At 47.4% G+C, this 16155-nt stretch carries 13 protein-coding genes; 4 read left to right on the plus strand and 9 right to left on the minus strand.

Annotated elements, in window-relative coordinates:
- The first annotated feature begins 251 nt into the window (after window positions 1-251).
- Window positions 252-3644, plus strand: coding sequence for a family 14 glycosylhydrolase (locus KJS63_RS00315; RefSeq protein ID WP_213617465.1), 3393 nt, complete (start codon window positions 252-254; stop codon window positions 3642-3644).
- Between the two features lie 61 nt (window positions 3645-3705).
- On the opposite strand, the gene KJS63_RS00320 is transcribed toward KJS63_RS00315, so the two are convergent.
- Complete coding sequence (locus KJS63_RS00320; RefSeq protein ID WP_213617466.1) at window positions 3706-4749, minus strand: oxidoreductase; 1044 nt, start codon at window positions 4747-4749, stop codon at window positions 3706-3708.
- Between the two features lie 242 nt (window positions 4750-4991).
- On the opposite strand from KJS63_RS00320, the gene KJS63_RS00325 reads away from it, so the two are divergent.
- On the plus strand, window positions 4992-5750 hold the full coding sequence (locus KJS63_RS00325; RefSeq protein WP_213617467.1) for a DeoR/GlpR family DNA-binding transcription regulator: 759 nt from the start codon (window positions 4992-4994) through the stop codon (window positions 5748-5750).
- A 116-nt stretch (window positions 5751-5866) separates the two neighbouring features.
- On the opposite strand, the gene KJS63_RS00330 is transcribed toward KJS63_RS00325, so the two are convergent.
- A complete protein-coding gene (locus tag KJS63_RS00330; protein WP_213617468.1) occupies window positions 5867-6709 on the minus strand; it encodes an aldo/keto reductase in 843 nt (280 codons plus the stop codon).
- Window positions 6710-6945: 236 nt separating this feature from the next.
- On the opposite strand from KJS63_RS00330, the gene KJS63_RS00335 reads away from it, so the two are divergent.
- Window positions 6946-7740: an SDR family NAD(P)-dependent oxidoreductase gene (locus KJS63_RS00335; RefSeq protein WP_213617469.1), complete on the plus strand. Its 795-nt coding sequence runs from the start codon at window positions 6946-6948 to the stop codon at window positions 7738-7740.
- Window positions 7741-7826: 86 nt separating this feature from the next.
- On the opposite strand, the gene KJS63_RS00340 is transcribed toward KJS63_RS00335, so the two are convergent.
- Complete coding sequence (locus tag KJS63_RS00340; protein ID WP_213617470.1) at window positions 7827-8291, minus strand: phage tail protein; 465 nt, start codon at window positions 8289-8291, stop codon at window positions 7827-7829.
- 42 nt (window positions 8292-8333) lie between these two features.
- On the minus strand, window positions 8334-8813 hold the full coding sequence (locus KJS63_RS00345; RefSeq protein ID WP_213617471.1) for a GyrI-like domain-containing protein: 480 nt from the start codon (window positions 8811-8813) through the stop codon (window positions 8334-8336).
- Between the two features lie 109 nt (window positions 8814-8922).
- Here KJS63_RS00345 and KJS63_RS00350 point away from each other — a divergent pair, with 109 nt between their 5' ends.
- Complete coding sequence (locus tag KJS63_RS00350; protein ID WP_213617472.1) at window positions 8923-9882, plus strand: helix-turn-helix transcriptional regulator; 960 nt, start codon at window positions 8923-8925, stop codon at window positions 9880-9882.
- Window positions 9883-10124: 242 nt separating this feature from the next.
- Here KJS63_RS00350 and KJS63_RS00355 read toward each other — a convergent pair whose 3' ends face one another.
- From KJS63_RS00355 to KJS63_RS00375, 5 genes are read right to left on the minus strand one after another with little or no spacing between them, the layout of a single operon-like run.
- Window positions 10125-11168: a hypothetical protein gene (locus KJS63_RS00355; RefSeq protein WP_213617473.1), complete on the minus strand. Its 1044-nt coding sequence runs from the start codon at window positions 11166-11168 to the stop codon at window positions 10125-10127.
- Entirely contained in the window at window positions 11128-12786 is a 1659-nt protein-coding gene (locus tag KJS63_RS00360; RefSeq protein WP_213617474.1) for a glycoside hydrolase family 3 protein, read from the minus strand. Before KJS63_RS00360 ends, KJS63_RS00355 begins: the two co-directional genes overlap by 41 nt.
- Before the next feature lie 18 nt (window positions 12787-12804).
- Complete coding sequence (locus KJS63_RS00365; protein WP_213617475.1) at window positions 12805-13830, minus strand: zinc-dependent alcohol dehydrogenase; 1026 nt, start codon at window positions 13828-13830, stop codon at window positions 12805-12807.
- 57 nt (window positions 13831-13887) lie between these two features.
- A complete protein-coding gene (locus KJS63_RS00370) occupies window positions 13888-15063 on the minus strand; it encodes a radical SAM protein (RefSeq protein WP_213617476.1) in 1176 nt (391 codons plus the stop codon).
- Window positions 15035-16141, minus strand: a complete 1107-nt coding sequence (locus KJS63_RS00375; protein ID WP_213617477.1) for a glycosyltransferase family protein — start codon at window positions 16139-16141, stop codon at window positions 15035-15037. The genes KJS63_RS00370 and KJS63_RS00375 overlap by 29 nt, the downstream gene beginning before the upstream one ends.
- Window positions 16142-16155: the final 14 nt, after the last annotated feature.

The following is a 16155-nucleotide window of genomic DNA, read 5'->3' on the forward strand; positions in this document are numbered from 1 at the left end:
TATGGAATGCCCTATCCGCCTCAAGTTATGGCTAAACAAGTGGGAACCCTGTTGGAAAGAAGTCTGTAATCCATGTAGATTTCCTATACCTGTCAATAAAATCCCCCTTTTTGAACAATTATTTGACTTGTTAATGTCAACTTTAAAAATTAAACTGTAAATGTAAACGTTTGCACAACATACACACGCGCGTGCAGTCCGTCGGTTTGGTTTGTTCCCTATTTATCTGAATAATGAGGAGGATGACCGGTTTGGCCTTTGTCAAAAAAATGTGGAAAGAAGGCTGTTTATTTACTCTTATTCTATCCCTCATCCTAGGCACTTTTCTTACTCCCCTCACGAACACTGCCAAAGCAGAAGTTGCATCTGACTTTCAAGCTTACGTAATGGCTCCACTGACCAAAATTACCGATTGGAATGCTTTTCGGAATCAGCTCCAAACTCTGAAGAACAATGGCGTATATGCCCTCACAACCGATGTATGGTGGGGGGATGTTGAAGCAGCAGGTGACAACCAGTTCGATTGGAGTTACTACAAGACGTATGCGAACGTGGTTCAAGAATCCGGCTTGAAGTGGGTCCCTATTCTATCGACGCATGCCTGTGGCGGCAACCCAGGTGATGACTGCAATATTCCGATTCCCTCCTGGCTTTGGAATAAAGGCTCTGCCGATGAAATGAAGTATAAAAGTGAGACCGGCTATGTAAACAATGAAGCCCTTTCCCCTTTCTGGAGCGGAATCGGCCAGCAGTACAACGATTTGTATGCTTCCTTTGCCTCCAATTTCTCAAGCAATAAAGGGTTGATCGCCAAAATATACTTGAGCGGAGGGCCTTCCGGCGAGCTTCGATTCCCTTCCTACTATCAGGCTGCTGGCTGGAGTTATCCATCCCGCGGAAAGTTCCAGGTCTACACAGACACGGCCAAGAATGCGTTCAGAACCGCCATGCTCAGCAAATATGGCTCCTTAAATGGTGTGAACCAGGCTTGGGGTCTTCAGTTGACCAATACCAGCAGCATTAATCCGCCAAGTGACGGAGATGGATTCTACTCTAACGGAGGTTATTCAACCGCTTATGGCAAGGATTTTCTAACGTGGTACCAAAGTGTGCTTGAGAAACATCTGGACACCATCGCGAGTGCGGCTCATGCCAACTTTGATCCTGTATTCGGGGTCCGGATTGGCGCCAAAATCTCGGGCATTCACTGGCAGATTAACAATCCTGCAGCACCGCACAGTGCCGAGCATGCCGCCGGTTATTACGATTACAACACCTTGATCCAGAAGTTTAAGGACAATAACATTGACCTTACCTTTACGGCTCTGGAAATGTATGATAGCGGGACTTCCCCCGCCTACTCTCTCCCCTCTACGTTAGTGGACACGGTTTCTTCCATCGCCAAGGGCAAAGGTGTGCGGCTAAACGGAGAGAATGCTCTGCCAACCGGCAATTTTCAGAAAATTGAAGAGAAGATTTTGAATTGGGGTTATAACGGATTTACCCTGCTGCGGCTGGGGAACCTTGTTAATTCGGATGGCTCGCCGACTGGAGATCTGGCGAATTTCAAGAGGTATGTAATTAATCATGCCACACCTGTAGTGGACCCGGGCGGGAACAACAAAGTCACAATTTATTATAAAAAAGGCTACGCAACGCCTTATCTGCATTACCGTCCAGCAGGCGGCACATGGACTACAGCTCCAGGCACGAAAATCCCTGATGCCGAATCAGCCTACCCGGGATATGGCAAAATCACGGTCGATATCGGGTCAGCCACCCAGCTGGAAGCGGCTTTTAATAATGGAAGCGGCACTTGGGACAGCAACAACATGAAGAACTATTTCTTTAGTGTGGGGACGTCAACCTACACACCAGCTGCAAATGGATCGGCAGGCACGATTACGGCAGGCGCTCCGACCGTTGATCCCGGCAATGGAAACACAGCCACGATTTATTATAAGAAAGGGTATACCACGCCCTACATCCATTATCGTACAGAAGGCGGCACATGGACCGAGGTCCCAGGGAAGCCCATGCCCGATGGGGAATCCTCTTATTCTGGATATGCCAAAATCACGCTCAATCTCGGCACAGCAAGCCGGATTGAAGCCGCTTTTAACAACGGAAACGGCACCTGGGACAGCAACAACATGAAGAACTATTTTTTCGGTAAAGGCACATCCACCTATACTCCAGGTGCAAACGGATCGGCAGGTACGATATCCCCGGGAGTCCCGGGGTCTGTCCCAGATGGAGGAACATCAGCGACGGACTGGAGCAAGCAAAGCATTTATTTTATCATGACAGACCGCTTCAGCAACGGAGATACTTCCAACGACAATTGGGGAGGCTTCGCATCGGTCAAGAATGATCCGGCGAAGTGGCACGGCGGGGATTTCCAAGGAATTATCAATCAGCTGGACTATATCAAGAACTTGGGCTTCACGGCAATATGGATTACTCCAGTTACCGCCCAGAAGAGTGTCAATGCCTATCACGGCTATCATACTTATGACTTTTACTCCATCGACGGACACCTGGGTACCATGGATAAACTGAAGGAGCTGGTGAATACAGCACATAGCAAGCAGATTGCTGTCATGCTGGATGTCGTCCCCAACCACACAGGAGATTTCCAGCCTGGCAACGGCACAGCTGCGGCTCCCTTCAATAATCCAGACTGGTATCATCATATCGGGAGCATTACTGATGCTGACTATGACTCCAATAACCAGTGGAAGATCGAGAACGGGGATGTAGCTGGGCTTGATGACCTTAATCAGGAGAATCCGGCAACAGCACAGGAATTGAAAAACTGGATTAAATGGCTCGTTCAAGAGACTAAGGTCGACGGTCTACGTGTAGACACTGCCAAACATATGCCTAAATGGTTCCTGAAGGACTTCGATACAGCTGCGGGTACGTTCACTATGGGGGAAATCTACGATGGCAACCCGTCCAAGATCGGGGACTACTCCAACTATCTCGATGCGGTGGTCGACTTCCCTATGTATTATACGATCAGGGACGTATTCGGCCATGACGCTTCAACAACCAAGATTAAGGACCGATACAGTGAAGATGCCAACTATCGGGATGCCAAGCTTAATGGTGTATTTCTAGACAATCATGACGTTAAGCGCTTCTTGAACGAGGCTTCCGGCAAGCCCGGTGCTTCCTATGACAAATGGCCGCAGCTCAAAGCTGCGCTTGGATTTGTACTGACCTCAAGGGGCATCCCGATCATTTATCAAGGGACGGAGCTGGGATACAGCGGCGGAGCTGACCCGCAGAACCGGGAGGACATTGTGCCGGACGCCAATCATGAACTGTATAAATATATTGCGAAGATCAACGCCGTTCGCAGCAGCCATCCGGCCCTGCAAAATGGATCACAGAAAGAAAAGCTGGCAGACGGTTCTTTCTACGGCTACCAACGCTCCAAGGATGGCGATGAGGTTGTGGTGATCATTAACAACTCCTGGAACACTGCCACCCGGACCGTCTCGAACATCGAGAATATCTCCAATGGTACCACACTAAAGAACCAGCTTGGGACAGATACAGTCCAAATCCACAACGGTTCCATGAACGTGACACTGGGGCCTAAGGAAGTGAAGATACTGGCCAAGGCGGGTTAAGATGATTTCCTCAGAAAAAATTAGGAGGCGGCTGCTTACCAGCCCCTCCCTCTCTTCTCTATTATTCAAAAAGGACCGTTCTTTGCTCCAGACTACTTTTCTTGGCTAATTCAATCACCTTAATCGTATTCATCGCTTCACTTGCGCTTACTGGTACTGGAGCTTGATCGGTTATCGATTGAAAAATGCCTTGATAGAAGGTTTCGTAAGAACCCGGTATTGTTTCTAGTTTTTTGGTTATCTCTTGTTCCCCAATTTCAGTTGTCAACTTACCATACCACTGCTCTTGGTCACTCCCCCAACCGGGACTTCCCGGCTTTTTGCCTTGACGAAGAGCATCCTCTTGTGAATCGAGACCAAATTTAATAAAGCTCCCTTTACTGCCGTGAACTTGAAATTTCGGCCCGGAGCTTCTAACTATTGAACCACTGTGCAGAATGGCCCGCATTTTCCCATAATTTAAGATAATATGAAAATAATCATCCACCACGGAACCCGCTCGTTGTGCAAATACATCCCCGTACACGCTTATCGGGTTACCAAATAGATACAGCGCTTGATCGATGAGGTGCGCTCCTAAATCATAAAGCATTCCGGCGCCTGGCCCACTTTGTTCTCTCCATCTTTCTCTAACTTCTGGCCGATACCGGTCAAAATGCGCTTCATACTGATAAATTTCGCCCATAACGCCGGATTCGATACAATTCTTCACGGTCAGAAAATCATTATCCCATCTCCGATTGTGAAAAACACTCAGCATTTTGTTCTGCCCGCTAGCAGTTTCGATCAGATCTTGTGCTTCTTCTTTTTGGATAACGAATGGTTTCTCAACTACAACGTGTTTCCCAGCGAGTAAAGACTGTTTAGCATAAGAATAATGTGTTGAATTCGGAGTTGTGATGACGACTAGATCAATTCTTTCATCGGATAGTAGATCTTCTATAGAAGATACTACTTCCGTATCTGGCAGCTTTCTTTTCACTTTATCAGCATTCCTGGAGACAATCTTAAGAATGTCCATTCCCTCAATAGATTGGATAAGTGGTGTGTGAAAGGTCTCACCCGAAAGTCCATAACCCACAATGCCGACCTTAATTGTATTCATTAATTATTCCCCGCTTTCTCTGGAGCTTATTAAGCCTCGAGTTTATTTCATTTATTTATTATACCGAAAGTAAATTACAAGTGGTAGTTTAAATAATTAAAAACTCAATTATTTAACTTAATTACACCTGATTTCTTACAACCTTTGTGCAGGTTAACAATGATAATAAATTGAGCTTTCATTGTATTAGGAGGCAACAAATACTAAAATAAAGGAAGACTAAACAGCTAAGGTGGACAAATATGAATCAGGAAGAAAGAATAAAATCCATTCTGGACTATTTAAAATCAAATCTGAAGATCAGCATGGAGGAAATTTGCTCACTATACGAGGTTTCTTATGATACGGCCAGACGCGATATGGTGAAGATGGAGCAGGATGGTTTAATCGTTCGAATCCGAGGCGGTGCTATGTTGCCTGCGCTTACCAAGCATATAAACAGCTATAAAGATCGATTAGAAAACGCTGAGAATAAACGTCGAATTGCCCATATGGCTGCTTCCATCATACAGGACGGGGACTATCTCCTAATGGATGCAGGGACTACGACACAATACACCGCTGAATTTTTAACAACGAAAAATAACATTATTGTGACTAATTCCATCGACATTGCTGCTATCCTGTGCGATAAACCTGAAATCACCATCCATTTGTTAGGCGGTGAGCTAAATACTTGGCATCGATACGTATTCGGTCCTCGTGCAATCGAAATGCTGTCCGATATCAAAGTAGATAGATTGTTCTTAGGTGCATGCGGGCTTTCACTCGAAGGCGTATTCGCTTCTACAGTAGAAGAAGCCTATATGAAAAGAGAGATGATCAAAAGAGCAAACCAGATTATTTTACTAGCAGATTCAAGCAAATTTGAAAAAAGTTTGTTTCACCGTGTTTGTCAATTCGATCAAATTGATATGATAGTCACAGATATCGAGCCAGAACAATCATTTGATAAAATTTTTAAGGACTTTGAAGTTAAGGTTATGATTGCGTCCGTCTAGACTGATACACATAAAAAAAGCCGCAGTAGTTGGTCATACCCCTGTCAAGTAGACAGGGGTATGACCAATGACCAAGTTGCTGCTTTTTTTATGTGTATGTTCTTGTGGTTTATAGATTAAAAGTCAAAATTGTCAGGGTCTGGACCTACCCGGTGATTTTGATTCAATTCATCAATCAGCTTCATATCTTCTGCAGTGAGTTCAAAATCAAAAATAGCAGCATTTTCTACAATACGATGCTCTTTAGTTGATTTTGGAATCGTAATAATACCGCTTTGCACATCCCAGCGCAAAATTACTTGAGCTGCAGATTTATTATATTTCGCAGCAATCGTAGTCAATACTTCGTTGTCTAATAGTCCACCTTGCATTAGCGGAGACCAAGCTTCCATTTGAATGCCGTGTTGTTCACAGAATGCTCGCAGCTCTTTTTGGGTTAAACGTGGATGATATTCCACCTGGTTGATTACCGGTTTAATTTCTGCGTCTTTCAACAAGTCTTCAAGATGATGGATTTGGAAGTTACTTACACCAATCGCTTTTACCCGTCCTTCTTTATAAAGCGTTTCTAATGCACGCCATGCTTCTTTATATTTGCCCTCAACAGGCCAATGAATCAGATATAGATCGAGGTACTCGAGTCCAAGCTTTTTAAGGCTTGTCTCATAAGCTGCGATTGTCGATTCATAGCCTAGATCAGCATTCCATACTTTTGAAGTAACAAATACCGCTTCTCTTGAGATACCTGCTGCTTGCAGTCCTTCACGGATGCCTTGACCTACGCCTTCTTCATTTCCATAAATCGCTGCTGTATCGATACTCCGATATCCATGCTTGATGGCTACTTTAACGGCATTTACTAGCTCTGGCCCCTCTTCCACTTTAAATACCCCGAGACCAAACCCTGGCATGTTCACACCATTGTGTAGAGTCATTGTATCTTGCAAATTCTTTATCACCGAAAATTCCTCCTAAACTAAACGATCTGCCGGAACTAATGATTTTGCTATTTAAAATTTTGACTACCTTGCCGGCGAAATCTATTATGTAATAGGACAATTAAAAATAAAAGTACGTACTTTTTAGTGCTATAGGTACTAAAAAGTGCCTATCCAATCATGCAGCTGGTAGAGTCTATTCATAACATTACGGTTATTAATCCATATTATTATTAAAAACTTTTGGAGGAATACACATGGAACTTCATTTACAAGGAAAAACAGCCCTGGTTACAGGGTCTACAGCAGGTATCGGAAAAGCGATCGCCACATCATTAGCGGCAGAAGGCGCTACCGTGCTTATCAATGGTCGCAGTGAGGAAAAAGTAACGAACACGATCAAGGAAATTCGAGACCAGCATGCCAGCGCTAAGCTCGAATCCGCTGTTGCAGATCTGGGAACAGAGCAAGGATGTCAGCAGGTGATTGAGAAATTCGCCGAAGTTGACATCTTGATTAACAACCTCGGCATATTCGAGGCTGCCGAATATTTTGATATTCCGGATGAAGATTGGTTTAGATTCTTTGAGGTCAACATTATGAGCGGGGTTAGGCTCTCCCGTCACTATTTAAACCGGATGATTGAGAAGAAAGAAGGCCGGGTCATCTTTATTGCCAGCGAAGCAGCCATCATGCCCTCACAAGAAATGGCTCATTATAGTGCAACCAAATCTATGCAGCTCTCGATTTCCCGGAGCTTAGCTGAGCTGGCAAAAGGAACGAATGTAACGGTCAATACCGTTATGCCTGGTTCCACTTTAACGGAAGGAGTTGAGACCTGGTTAAACACGCTCTATCCTGATGAGAAAATGACTGTAGAAGAAGCTGAGAAACGATTTATGAAAGAGAATCGGCCAACCTCGATCATTCAAAGGCTTATTCGGCCAGAAGAAATAGCCAACCTGGTTAGCTTCTTAAGCAGCCCCCTTTCCTCGGCCATTACCGGTGCTGCTTACCGTATTGACGGAGGACTTGTACGCAGCGTGTTCTAAGATTCACTTATAGAAATGGAAATGGATTGAGGAATGTCCTCAATCCATTTTTGTTTTCACGATTTCCTCGCGAAATCGTTAGCTGTCTAGTATTCTCCCTTAATTACAAAGAACGAACCCCGAATCGTTCCAGCTAATTTAGATTTCTGTCTGGCAAACTTGAATTTCCCTTCTAGCTCCTGAGGAACTTCCATCCCCTCGGACAGCTTAAAACCAACAGCCCGCTTCTTAGGGTCATCTATCGTGTACATCACATTGAGTCCGAGGCCATCTTCATAAAAAACATAGGCCATTTGGATATTTTCCACCTGAAAACGGGACGTCTCTAAAGGCTTGGCCGCGAACTCAATATCACGTTCTTCTTTCAAAATACGGTTCACGTAATCCAGTGTCTCCTGACTCTCACTGGCGGGCACGACCGCAAACTCATGCTTGTATTTGTTCATGTAATAACGCGCTTCATTAGCCCGTAGTCCAGCAAGAGCCTCAGCTACCGGTGAAGACTCCAAACCAACTGTAGACACATTTTTAAAATCAACGATATAGGACATTTTCATTCCTCCTAGCAAATTTTGCGAGCGTTACAAATCTGGTTATTTCCTTACAACGGGAATCCACATTTCACCAAATACTACACCGTCCCGCTGCCCCATCTCAACAGCTGTATTCGGCCCTCCTACATAGGCAATGTCATTAGCTTCTGGCAGGACTTGACCAAAGGCGATGCCGGCAAGCTGATTGCTCAGCTCCTCAGCCGTCTTCGCTTCCCCTTTAACAATCAGGTATTCCCCTTTAGGAAACTGAATAATTCTTGATTCTTCCGGCACCGACTCTTCAGTCATAACGCCAGCATAATACATCATCTTGTTATTGACTGCCTCGCTCACGGCAAAAATGTAATCATTGAGGGCTATGGATTTCAAAGCTTCCAGTCGTCCATCTTGTTCTACGGCTGACCAAAAGTCTGCCTTTTCCTTGTTGATGCCTGCATAGTCAGTGTAATGGCTCTTAAGCTCTGTTCCAATTCCTAAAACGGTAAAGCTGTCTTTTTCCTCCAAAGTGTACTGTGCCATATTCAAAACCATCCTTTTTCTCAAATTTTCAAATGATTTGTCTTTTCACTTGATGGGTTTATAATAACCTTAAATCATGTCAAAAAGTGATACTGTTTAGGAGGACCCGATGAGAAAAGTAGAACGGATTAATATCATCATGCGGTATGTCAACAACCGCGCCCACTTTACCATTTCTGAAATCATGCGGGAATTTAACATCTCCCGGTCGACAGCAATTAGAGACATTAGAGAAATTGAATCACTAGGGGTCCCCCTTGTCGCAGAAGTTGGAAGGGACGGGGGCTATTTTGTCATGAACAACTCTGTCCTTCCCACGGTTCGTTTTACCGATAATGAGATCAAAGCCCTCTTTATTGCGTTTATGGCTACAAGAAATCAACAGCTCCCCTATCTTAAGAGCCGCCAGTCTTTAGCTGAGAAATTACTGGGACTTATCTCAAAGAACCAGCAGGATGACCTTGTTCTTTTGAATCAAATCCTGCTATTTGAGGGCACCAACCCTAACAATCCCGACCTGCTTGATCTATCAGACCTGCCCCATCCTATGTTGGAAAAACTCATCCAAATCCTCCTTTCAGACAGCTATCTATCGGTTGCCCTCCAAGAAGAGAAGGAAATCGTGTCTTACCCCATCTATCTCTTGCACCTTTATCGTGAGAAGAGCCTGTGGCTAGTTGAAGGCTTTGACTTGGAAGAGAAGAAGAGGCGGACCTTTTCTGTCGACAATCTCGTCACAGTTGAACCCTACCCAATTAAAAAAAGATTAAGTAAAAAGAAGATTTTAGAACTCATGAAGCAGGAAGAAGCAGTCAACCTTGTCCTTGAGCTTGGGCCCAAAGCGATCGCTCAGTTCAGAAAATACCATCCTTTAAAAGTTTCAATTTCCTATACGAACCCCTACCAAACTACAGCTATTCTGCGGACTTTTATTAATGTTCATAAATCCGAAGAACTGAACGAAATCACAAATTGGCTGTTTTTCCTGGGTGGGGATATCAAGATCAGGGAAATGCCAGAAGAAGTGTTGGAAGGTATGCGGGAGAGATTAAGCTTATTTTGCCCATAAAAACCCCCAGTTAAAACCAATTTTTTTCAAGAGAGATTTAGCCAACGGTAGATGTTCCAGCCTCCTGTCTAATGAAGAATATATGTATTGGTTCTACTATCCCTTGAGTGCGTGAAAAACAAGGCGGCCGTCCTCCTCATAAACAGAAGGGCAGCCAGCCTTAGCATCGCGTTAAATGTTGTTTTGTAACAGCAGCCTCTTGGAATTGATTTCTTGCTGCCGTTGGCTCAAAGCGGCTTAATTCACGCCTCCAGCATTGTAATTAATTTGCGCAATAAAGCCGGCTCTTCCTCCCGGAACTGGTTAAACCGAAGCCTCAGCCGCTCGAACACTTCCTTATCTTCACGGATTTCGTGACGGATGTACTGATCCCTCAGCTTCATCGCCCTTTTGGTAATATCCTTGTAGCCTTCCACCAGCTCCTCATCATAGGGGATGATTCCCTCTTCGACCAAATAGGCAATCCGCTCACTCATCATTTTCTTATGCTCCCACAGGACATGAAGGTGTCTCACATCACTGCGGCTATCCAACCGGGGATCGTTGCTCTCTACGGCATCATAGTACATTTGCAGGTAGTCGTATACTTTAATTCCGAAGGCTTCCACGTCGTCGGTATTATAATTAATCCGGTTTAAGTGGTTCTCCCCGTTAATATAATCGCGCAGCTGATCGAGGACAGCCGTTTTATCAAATGGATACGACGAGTGTGGTTCATATTTAAAGAAATACGTATGATGATCAGCCGTGAGGTTGTCCCTCAGAAGATGTCTCATAGATTGGACAGCCTCTATGAACTCCTGAAACGGGATCTGCAAATTGCGGTATACTCCCGTATAGTCGAACATAGAAACATAAAAGAGGCTTTCATCCCAATCGAAACCATATATAAAAAGATGATGAGGAAACGGCTCCTTCTGATAGTAGGGTGCTGGTGATAGCTTGGACTCATCCAAAAATACGATGCAATAATAACCGCTCTTGATCTGATCCGCGAAAAATCTGGGCCAGTTGTCCATGGCCAGACTATCCAAAATCGTATAATTAACAGAGCAGGTGAGCAGAAACGGATTGTTAAAATTCAGTTCGTTGGGTTTGCCTCTGAAAAAGTCCATATAGCAATGGCTGCCGTGCTCCAGAAATTTCTTGGTGCAGGATATCTGAATAAAATTGCTGTAATACCATGGGATGGTTTCTTCATGGGCGCTGGTAATCGAAAGCGTGTAGGCCCATCGTAAAAATCCTTTAAGTGGCGGATTCAGCACTGGAAGCTGAACGGCATTCATATAATACCCCCCCTTTTGATGAGTATTCTGGAATCGTGACTGGCAGTGTTCCTGTAGGCTTCAGCTTGCCCATCAAAACGAGGGATAGAGCCTGCAATGTATGCGGATGAGGCTCATAACAGGCCAGGAAGCCCTTGGCATCCGGGAATGCCGCGAGATCCACGGGGTTGCGCAGGGAGACCGGAATAACCTTGGACTTTCCTGTTAACAGCTTGTCCACCAAAGCTGGCTGGCCAGGATTCGAAGCCGTGTGGAATACGCCCACGACGATCTGATCATAATTTGCGGCCTCCGAGATCAGAGCTTCAATCTCATCCGGTCCCGGACTGCTTCCGTACATACGCTCCTTAAACTTGGCTGTAATAAAAGAACACAGAATGCCCCCAAGGGTGGCGTCGTATATCGGTTCATCCTCAGATTTACTGGCGGCAGCTACTTGTGGCCAGAGCACTAGCGTGTCCATCTCGGGAGACAACCCGCAATAATCCGGTTCCCGATTCACGGCGGTGATGCTCATCTCGCGCAGCCGCTCAATGGCCCGGAGGGTCTGGGGTTGCTGCAGACGACGGCTTACCTCTTCCCAGCTAAGCTCCCTCCCCTCGACAATGTGGCGCTCCTTAAGATAGAGGATCCGTTTCACAGAAGCATCAATCCTCTCCTCCGTCAGACGCCCTTCCGCCACCGCACGCTCCAGGGCCGCCACTGCCTCCAACTGGCTTTCATAAATATGGCTGACAAGATGAAGGTCCGATCCGGCCAGTACAGCCCGGACGACGGCCTCGCCCACGCCGATCCCCTGTGTTACGGCATCCATCTCCATGCAATCGGTTACAACAAGGCCGTTAAAATCAAGTTCTTCCCGCAGCAGGCCTGTCAGAATTTCCCGGGAGAGCGTGGCGGGTACAGGCTTGCCGCCAGTGAGCACCGGAACGCCAACGTGTGCCGTCATGACGGCCTCGGCCCCCGCCCGTGCAGCCTTATGGAACGGCACAAGCTCCACGAGCCGCAGCCGTTCAAGGGAATGCCTCAGGACAGGCAGCTCCGCATGGGAATCCGTCTCCGTATCGCCATGGCCGGGAAAGTGCTTGATGACGGAGACGATTCCCCCGTCCTGAAAGCCCTGCATGGCGGCGATTCCCAGCTCTGCGACAAGCTCCGCATCGTCTCCGAACGAGCGGACATCAATAATTGGATTTCGCGGATTAACGTTGATGTCCACTACAGGCGCGAAATTCATATTGATGCCAAGTGTCCTCAGTTCCTCCGCTGTTCCCTTGGCGGCTTCGTAAAGCAAGCGGGGATCACGGGCCGCCCCCAAGGCCATAGCCGCTGGCAGCTGGGCGATGCCCTGCCTTAAGCGGACAACCATGCCTCCCTCCTGATCCGTCCCGATCCATAGCGGGATGCCAGTAGATGACATCGCCATCCGTTGGAGTTCCTGTGTTAAAGCAAATGCCTGCCGGGTAGTATCCAGGTTACGGGAAAATAATACGACTCCCCCGGCGAAATGGTTGTGCAGCAGGTCCTGAATATTCGCATCCGGTGTGAGACCCTCAAAGCCAACCATCAGAAGCTGGCCAATTTTCTCCTTAAGTGTAAGCTCATTGCACGCTTTCATGTTGGCTCTCCTTTGACCTTACAATTGTGTCCAATCGAATAATACTCCCATGAAATCGGATCTGCGATCGACGAGCTGGGAATAGACGGATACGGCTTCGAGCGGGCTTGCTTGTTCTGTAATGAGTTTCTTCACATCAAGTTTTCCACGGCGAATGGATTCAAAAATGAATCCATCCATATCCTCTTCCGTCCAGCCTTTAAATCCCTGCATCAACCGGCCATGGGCCCCCAGGATGCTGACAGAATTAAAAACCACTTTGGGCCCGACCGTCTGCTTGGAAGGTTCCGTTGTATCACCAAGCAAGATGACTTTGCCGAGCTCCCGGGTTAACATCGTGCAGTAAGGCAGCACAGGATAAGAGCCCGTCACATCGTAGATTGTGTCCAGCATTCGGCCCCCGGTAAGCTCCTCGATAGCTTCGAAGGCTTCGGCTATCGGAAGATTCAGCAGATCCGTTGCCCCGTTGTTGCCGGCTTGCTCCAGTCGAAGGGGTTCCGTTCCTATCGCTACAATCTGACGAGAGCCGCTCATAGCAAGAAGCTGGATGACAAGCTGGCCGATCAGACCGAGTCCAACAACGCCCACTCTTTCTCCGAATGCCGGTTCGGCGCGCAGGACCCCGACCAGGGCAACCTTTGCAATCTGTGTAAACACCGCTTCCTCATCACGGACTGAATCAGGAATAGGAGCCGCTTCTTTCTCGTTGGCAAGAAAGAACTGGCGGTGTCCAGCCGGACAGATAATCCTGTCACCAGGCTTCATCCTCTCCACCTCAGCTCCTGTCTTCAGCACTTGCGCGGCCATAGAGTATCCTGGGTAAAACGGGTACTTGACCCAAGAAGACCAGACGGTCCCCTCATCGAATTGACCCTGCAGACAAGCCAGCTCCGTTCCCGTACTAATCAGTGACTTCTGGGCTGCACATAAAATTTGTCCTGGTCCCGGCTCCTGCACCTTCTCCTCAACTAGTTCAACGCGGCCTGGACCCTGAAATACGCAACTTAACGAAATGCGGCCTTGAGTATTTGTAAGGTTGGACATGCGTTTAACACTTCCTTTTCTACATTCAGGATAGAAAGCATTAATAACTTTAAACGCTTAAATTCCATTGTTATAAAGAAGTACGCATTTCGAGCAAATCGGCATTAAGCCGCAGGCCACAACCTCGCGCTGTTTGCGGAGATCTTCGCCGTGGAAAATATCAGCCACACTTTCTTCATTGAGATTCCCAACGCTGAATTCGGGGAAAAACTTACACGGATTCACTTTGCCGTCCGGCATAACATCCATCCGGTTTGAGATCGAAAAACATTTGGTCCGGTTCATGGCCGGCTTCTCACTGCCCCGGATAAATCCTTCCACCTCTTCGGGTTCCAGTGCAGGCTGATAGCGGATACGGATGTTCCATACCCTTGAGTTGACGCGGTTAAGCTCTTCAATCAATGTATCGAAATTGTCAGGTGCGATGTGAAAGGTGAAGGAATGCCAGCTGTTCTTGTGGTCGTCGGCAAAACGGGAGGCGAGATGCGGGAAATGAGCATCAAAGTAAGTGTCCATTTTCTCCGCCGTATCAGAAGGGATATACCAAGGGAAGCAGAAGTAGACGGAATCTACACCCATCTCTTCAAAGAACTCCATGAAGCTGTAAAGCTGGCCGACCATCTGGTCGTTCACCGTCAATGCAACAGACACTTTGCCTTTATACAAGCCTTGCTTTTGCAGATCCAGCAGCAGCTGTATGGCGTGGATCACTTTCTTGAATGTGCCTTTGCCCCGGATCGCGTCGTTCTCCTTCTCGAAGCCCTCCAGGCTGACCAGCATGACCAAATTCTCCGACATTTTCAGAATGGAATCCAGCTTCTGCTCAATGAGGATCGCGTTCGTACAGATCGTCGTGTACCGGTCTTCTCTAGCCAGCAGCTCAGCCAGTTCATCGAACTTGGAATAGAACAGCGGCTCCCCGCCCCACAGGAATACACGTGATTTGCGCTCTCTCGTCTCAAGCAGAAGCTTCTCCACAACGGAAATCTCGATCTCATCATTCTTCACTTCTTTGGCGAAGCCGTGATGGAAGCCTTCCGGATTCCATTCGAAGCAGTGCTTGCAGCGCAAATTACAGCCGTTATTCAGCTTGATCCCGATCTCATAAGGCACAGGGGCTGCATAAGTGGGGTCTTCCCGGCGCTTTCTTTCTGTTTCCGCCAGCGGAATCAGGGTTCTTTTCATATTACGGAATGTCAGTTGGTCAAACGTAACTGCTGTTTTCGGCTGCATAAATTTCCCTCCCAAAATGATTGATTTTTGATCGCTGCTCCAGCAAACGTCTGCTAATCTCTTTCAGAGGATGACCGGAAAAGCCCTGGGCTTTCCAATCCGCATAGCGGATACCCAAACCGCAGGTTTCCCAATACGTCATATTATGAAGCTCATGGTCGCCGAACGGCTCCAGCATGACAAAAGGGACTCCGAGCGACAGAGAATCGTTCAGCGTCGCTCCCCCCGGCTTGCTAACGACCGCCGCACAATTCCGCATCAGATCCGTATATGCGGAATAATCTCCCAGCGGATACTCGCCCAGAACACCGTCCTTGCGGACATAACGGACCATCGGCGGAAACGTATGCTGCCCTTGGGTGTCCCTGCTCCACGGGTTCCAGGAAGCTTCCGCTGCGAAGTAGCGCGTGGCCCCGTCGTCCTCCTCTACTTCGGAGGGATCGTAGACGATCACATCAAGACTGTAGCCGACTGTGCGAAGCTCAGAGATTGTACTGGCGTAAGTGCCGATTCCCCAGCCGCCACCGTGCACCAGAACGCGTCCGGTGCGGTTCCCGTAAGGCAGCGGCTCCGCCTCGTCTGAAGCGATATAGCTGCTCGGGGAAAGCTTCGTGGGCTCGTAGAACCAGATATTATCGTAGCTGGGGTACAGCTGCTTGTGTACCTTAAACGAAGGGGTATCGAACGCATCGAGCCGGATCAGCCGGATGTCGAGGGGCATGCCAGCCGCAGCCTTGTAACGCTCTAGGATCGGCAGCCAAAAGCCGGTAAACGCGATAAACCGGGAGGCCCCCGCCTGTTTCCAATCTTGCACCAGTCTCTGAACCGCTTCCTCATCCAGGGAAGAGTCAATAGGCTTGGCCAGCTTATGACCCATACGGGCAACAGAGAAATCCGCATGGAACGCTTTCTTGGTAGAGCTGATCTTGTTCCGGACTTCCTCGTGATACAGGTTCTCCAGAACTTGAACTTCTGTTCCGATTCCTCTGCCCTGCAGGTAGGTGTGCAGGTGCATAGCCGGAATGTACGCGCCGAGCGAATTCCCCGACGCCAGTAAGGTAACCGAAGTTGAAGTCATACGCGGCCTCCGAG

It is taken from the genome of Paenibacillus sp. J22TS3, assembly GCF_018403205.1.
Classification (GTDB): domain Bacteria; phylum Bacillota; class Bacilli; order Paenibacillales; family Paenibacillaceae; genus Fontibacillus; species Fontibacillus tuaregi.

Bases quoted from the DNA above. Each gene is read 5' to 3' on its own strand.
- KJS63_RS00355 (WP_213617473.1), bottom strand. From the start codon at position 11,168: ATGAATGCCGTTCAGCTTCCAGTGCTGAATCCGCCACTTAAAGGATTT.
- KJS63_RS00335 (WP_213617469.1), top strand. From the start codon at position 6,946: ATGGAACTTCATTTACAAGGAAAAACAGCCCTGGTTACAGGGTCTACA.
- KJS63_RS00350 (WP_213617472.1), top strand. From the start codon at position 8,923: ATGAGAAAAGTAGAACGGATTAATATCATCATGCGGTATGTCAACAAC.
- KJS63_RS00325 (WP_213617467.1), top strand. From the start codon at position 4,992: ATGAATCAGGAAGAAAGAATAAAATCCATTCTGGACTATTTAAAATCA.
- KJS63_RS00370 (WP_213617476.1), bottom strand. From the start codon at position 15,063: ATGCAGCCGAAAACAGCAGTTACGTTTGACCAACTGACATTCCGTAAT.
- KJS63_RS00360 (WP_213617474.1), bottom strand. From the start codon at position 12,786: ATGAAAGCGTGCAATGAGCTTACACTTAAGGAGAAAATTGGCCAGCTT.
- KJS63_RS00365 (WP_213617475.1), bottom strand. From the start codon at position 13,830: ATGTCCAACCTTACAAATACTCAAGGCCGCATTTCGTTAAGTTGCGTA.
- KJS63_RS00345 (WP_213617471.1), bottom strand. From the start codon at position 8,813: ATGGCACAGTACACTTTGGAGGAAAAAGACAGCTTTACCGTTTTAGGA.
- KJS63_RS00320 (WP_213617466.1), bottom strand. From the start codon at position 4,749: ATGAATACAATTAAGGTCGGCATTGTGGGTTATGGACTTTCGGGTGAG.
- KJS63_RS00340 (WP_213617470.1), bottom strand. From the start codon at position 8,291: ATGTCCTATATCGTTGATTTTAAAAATGTGTCTACAGTTGGTTTGGAG.
- KJS63_RS00375 (WP_213617477.1), bottom strand. From the start codon at position 16,141: ATGACTTCAACTTCGGTTACCTTACTGGCGTCGGGGAATTCGCTCGGC.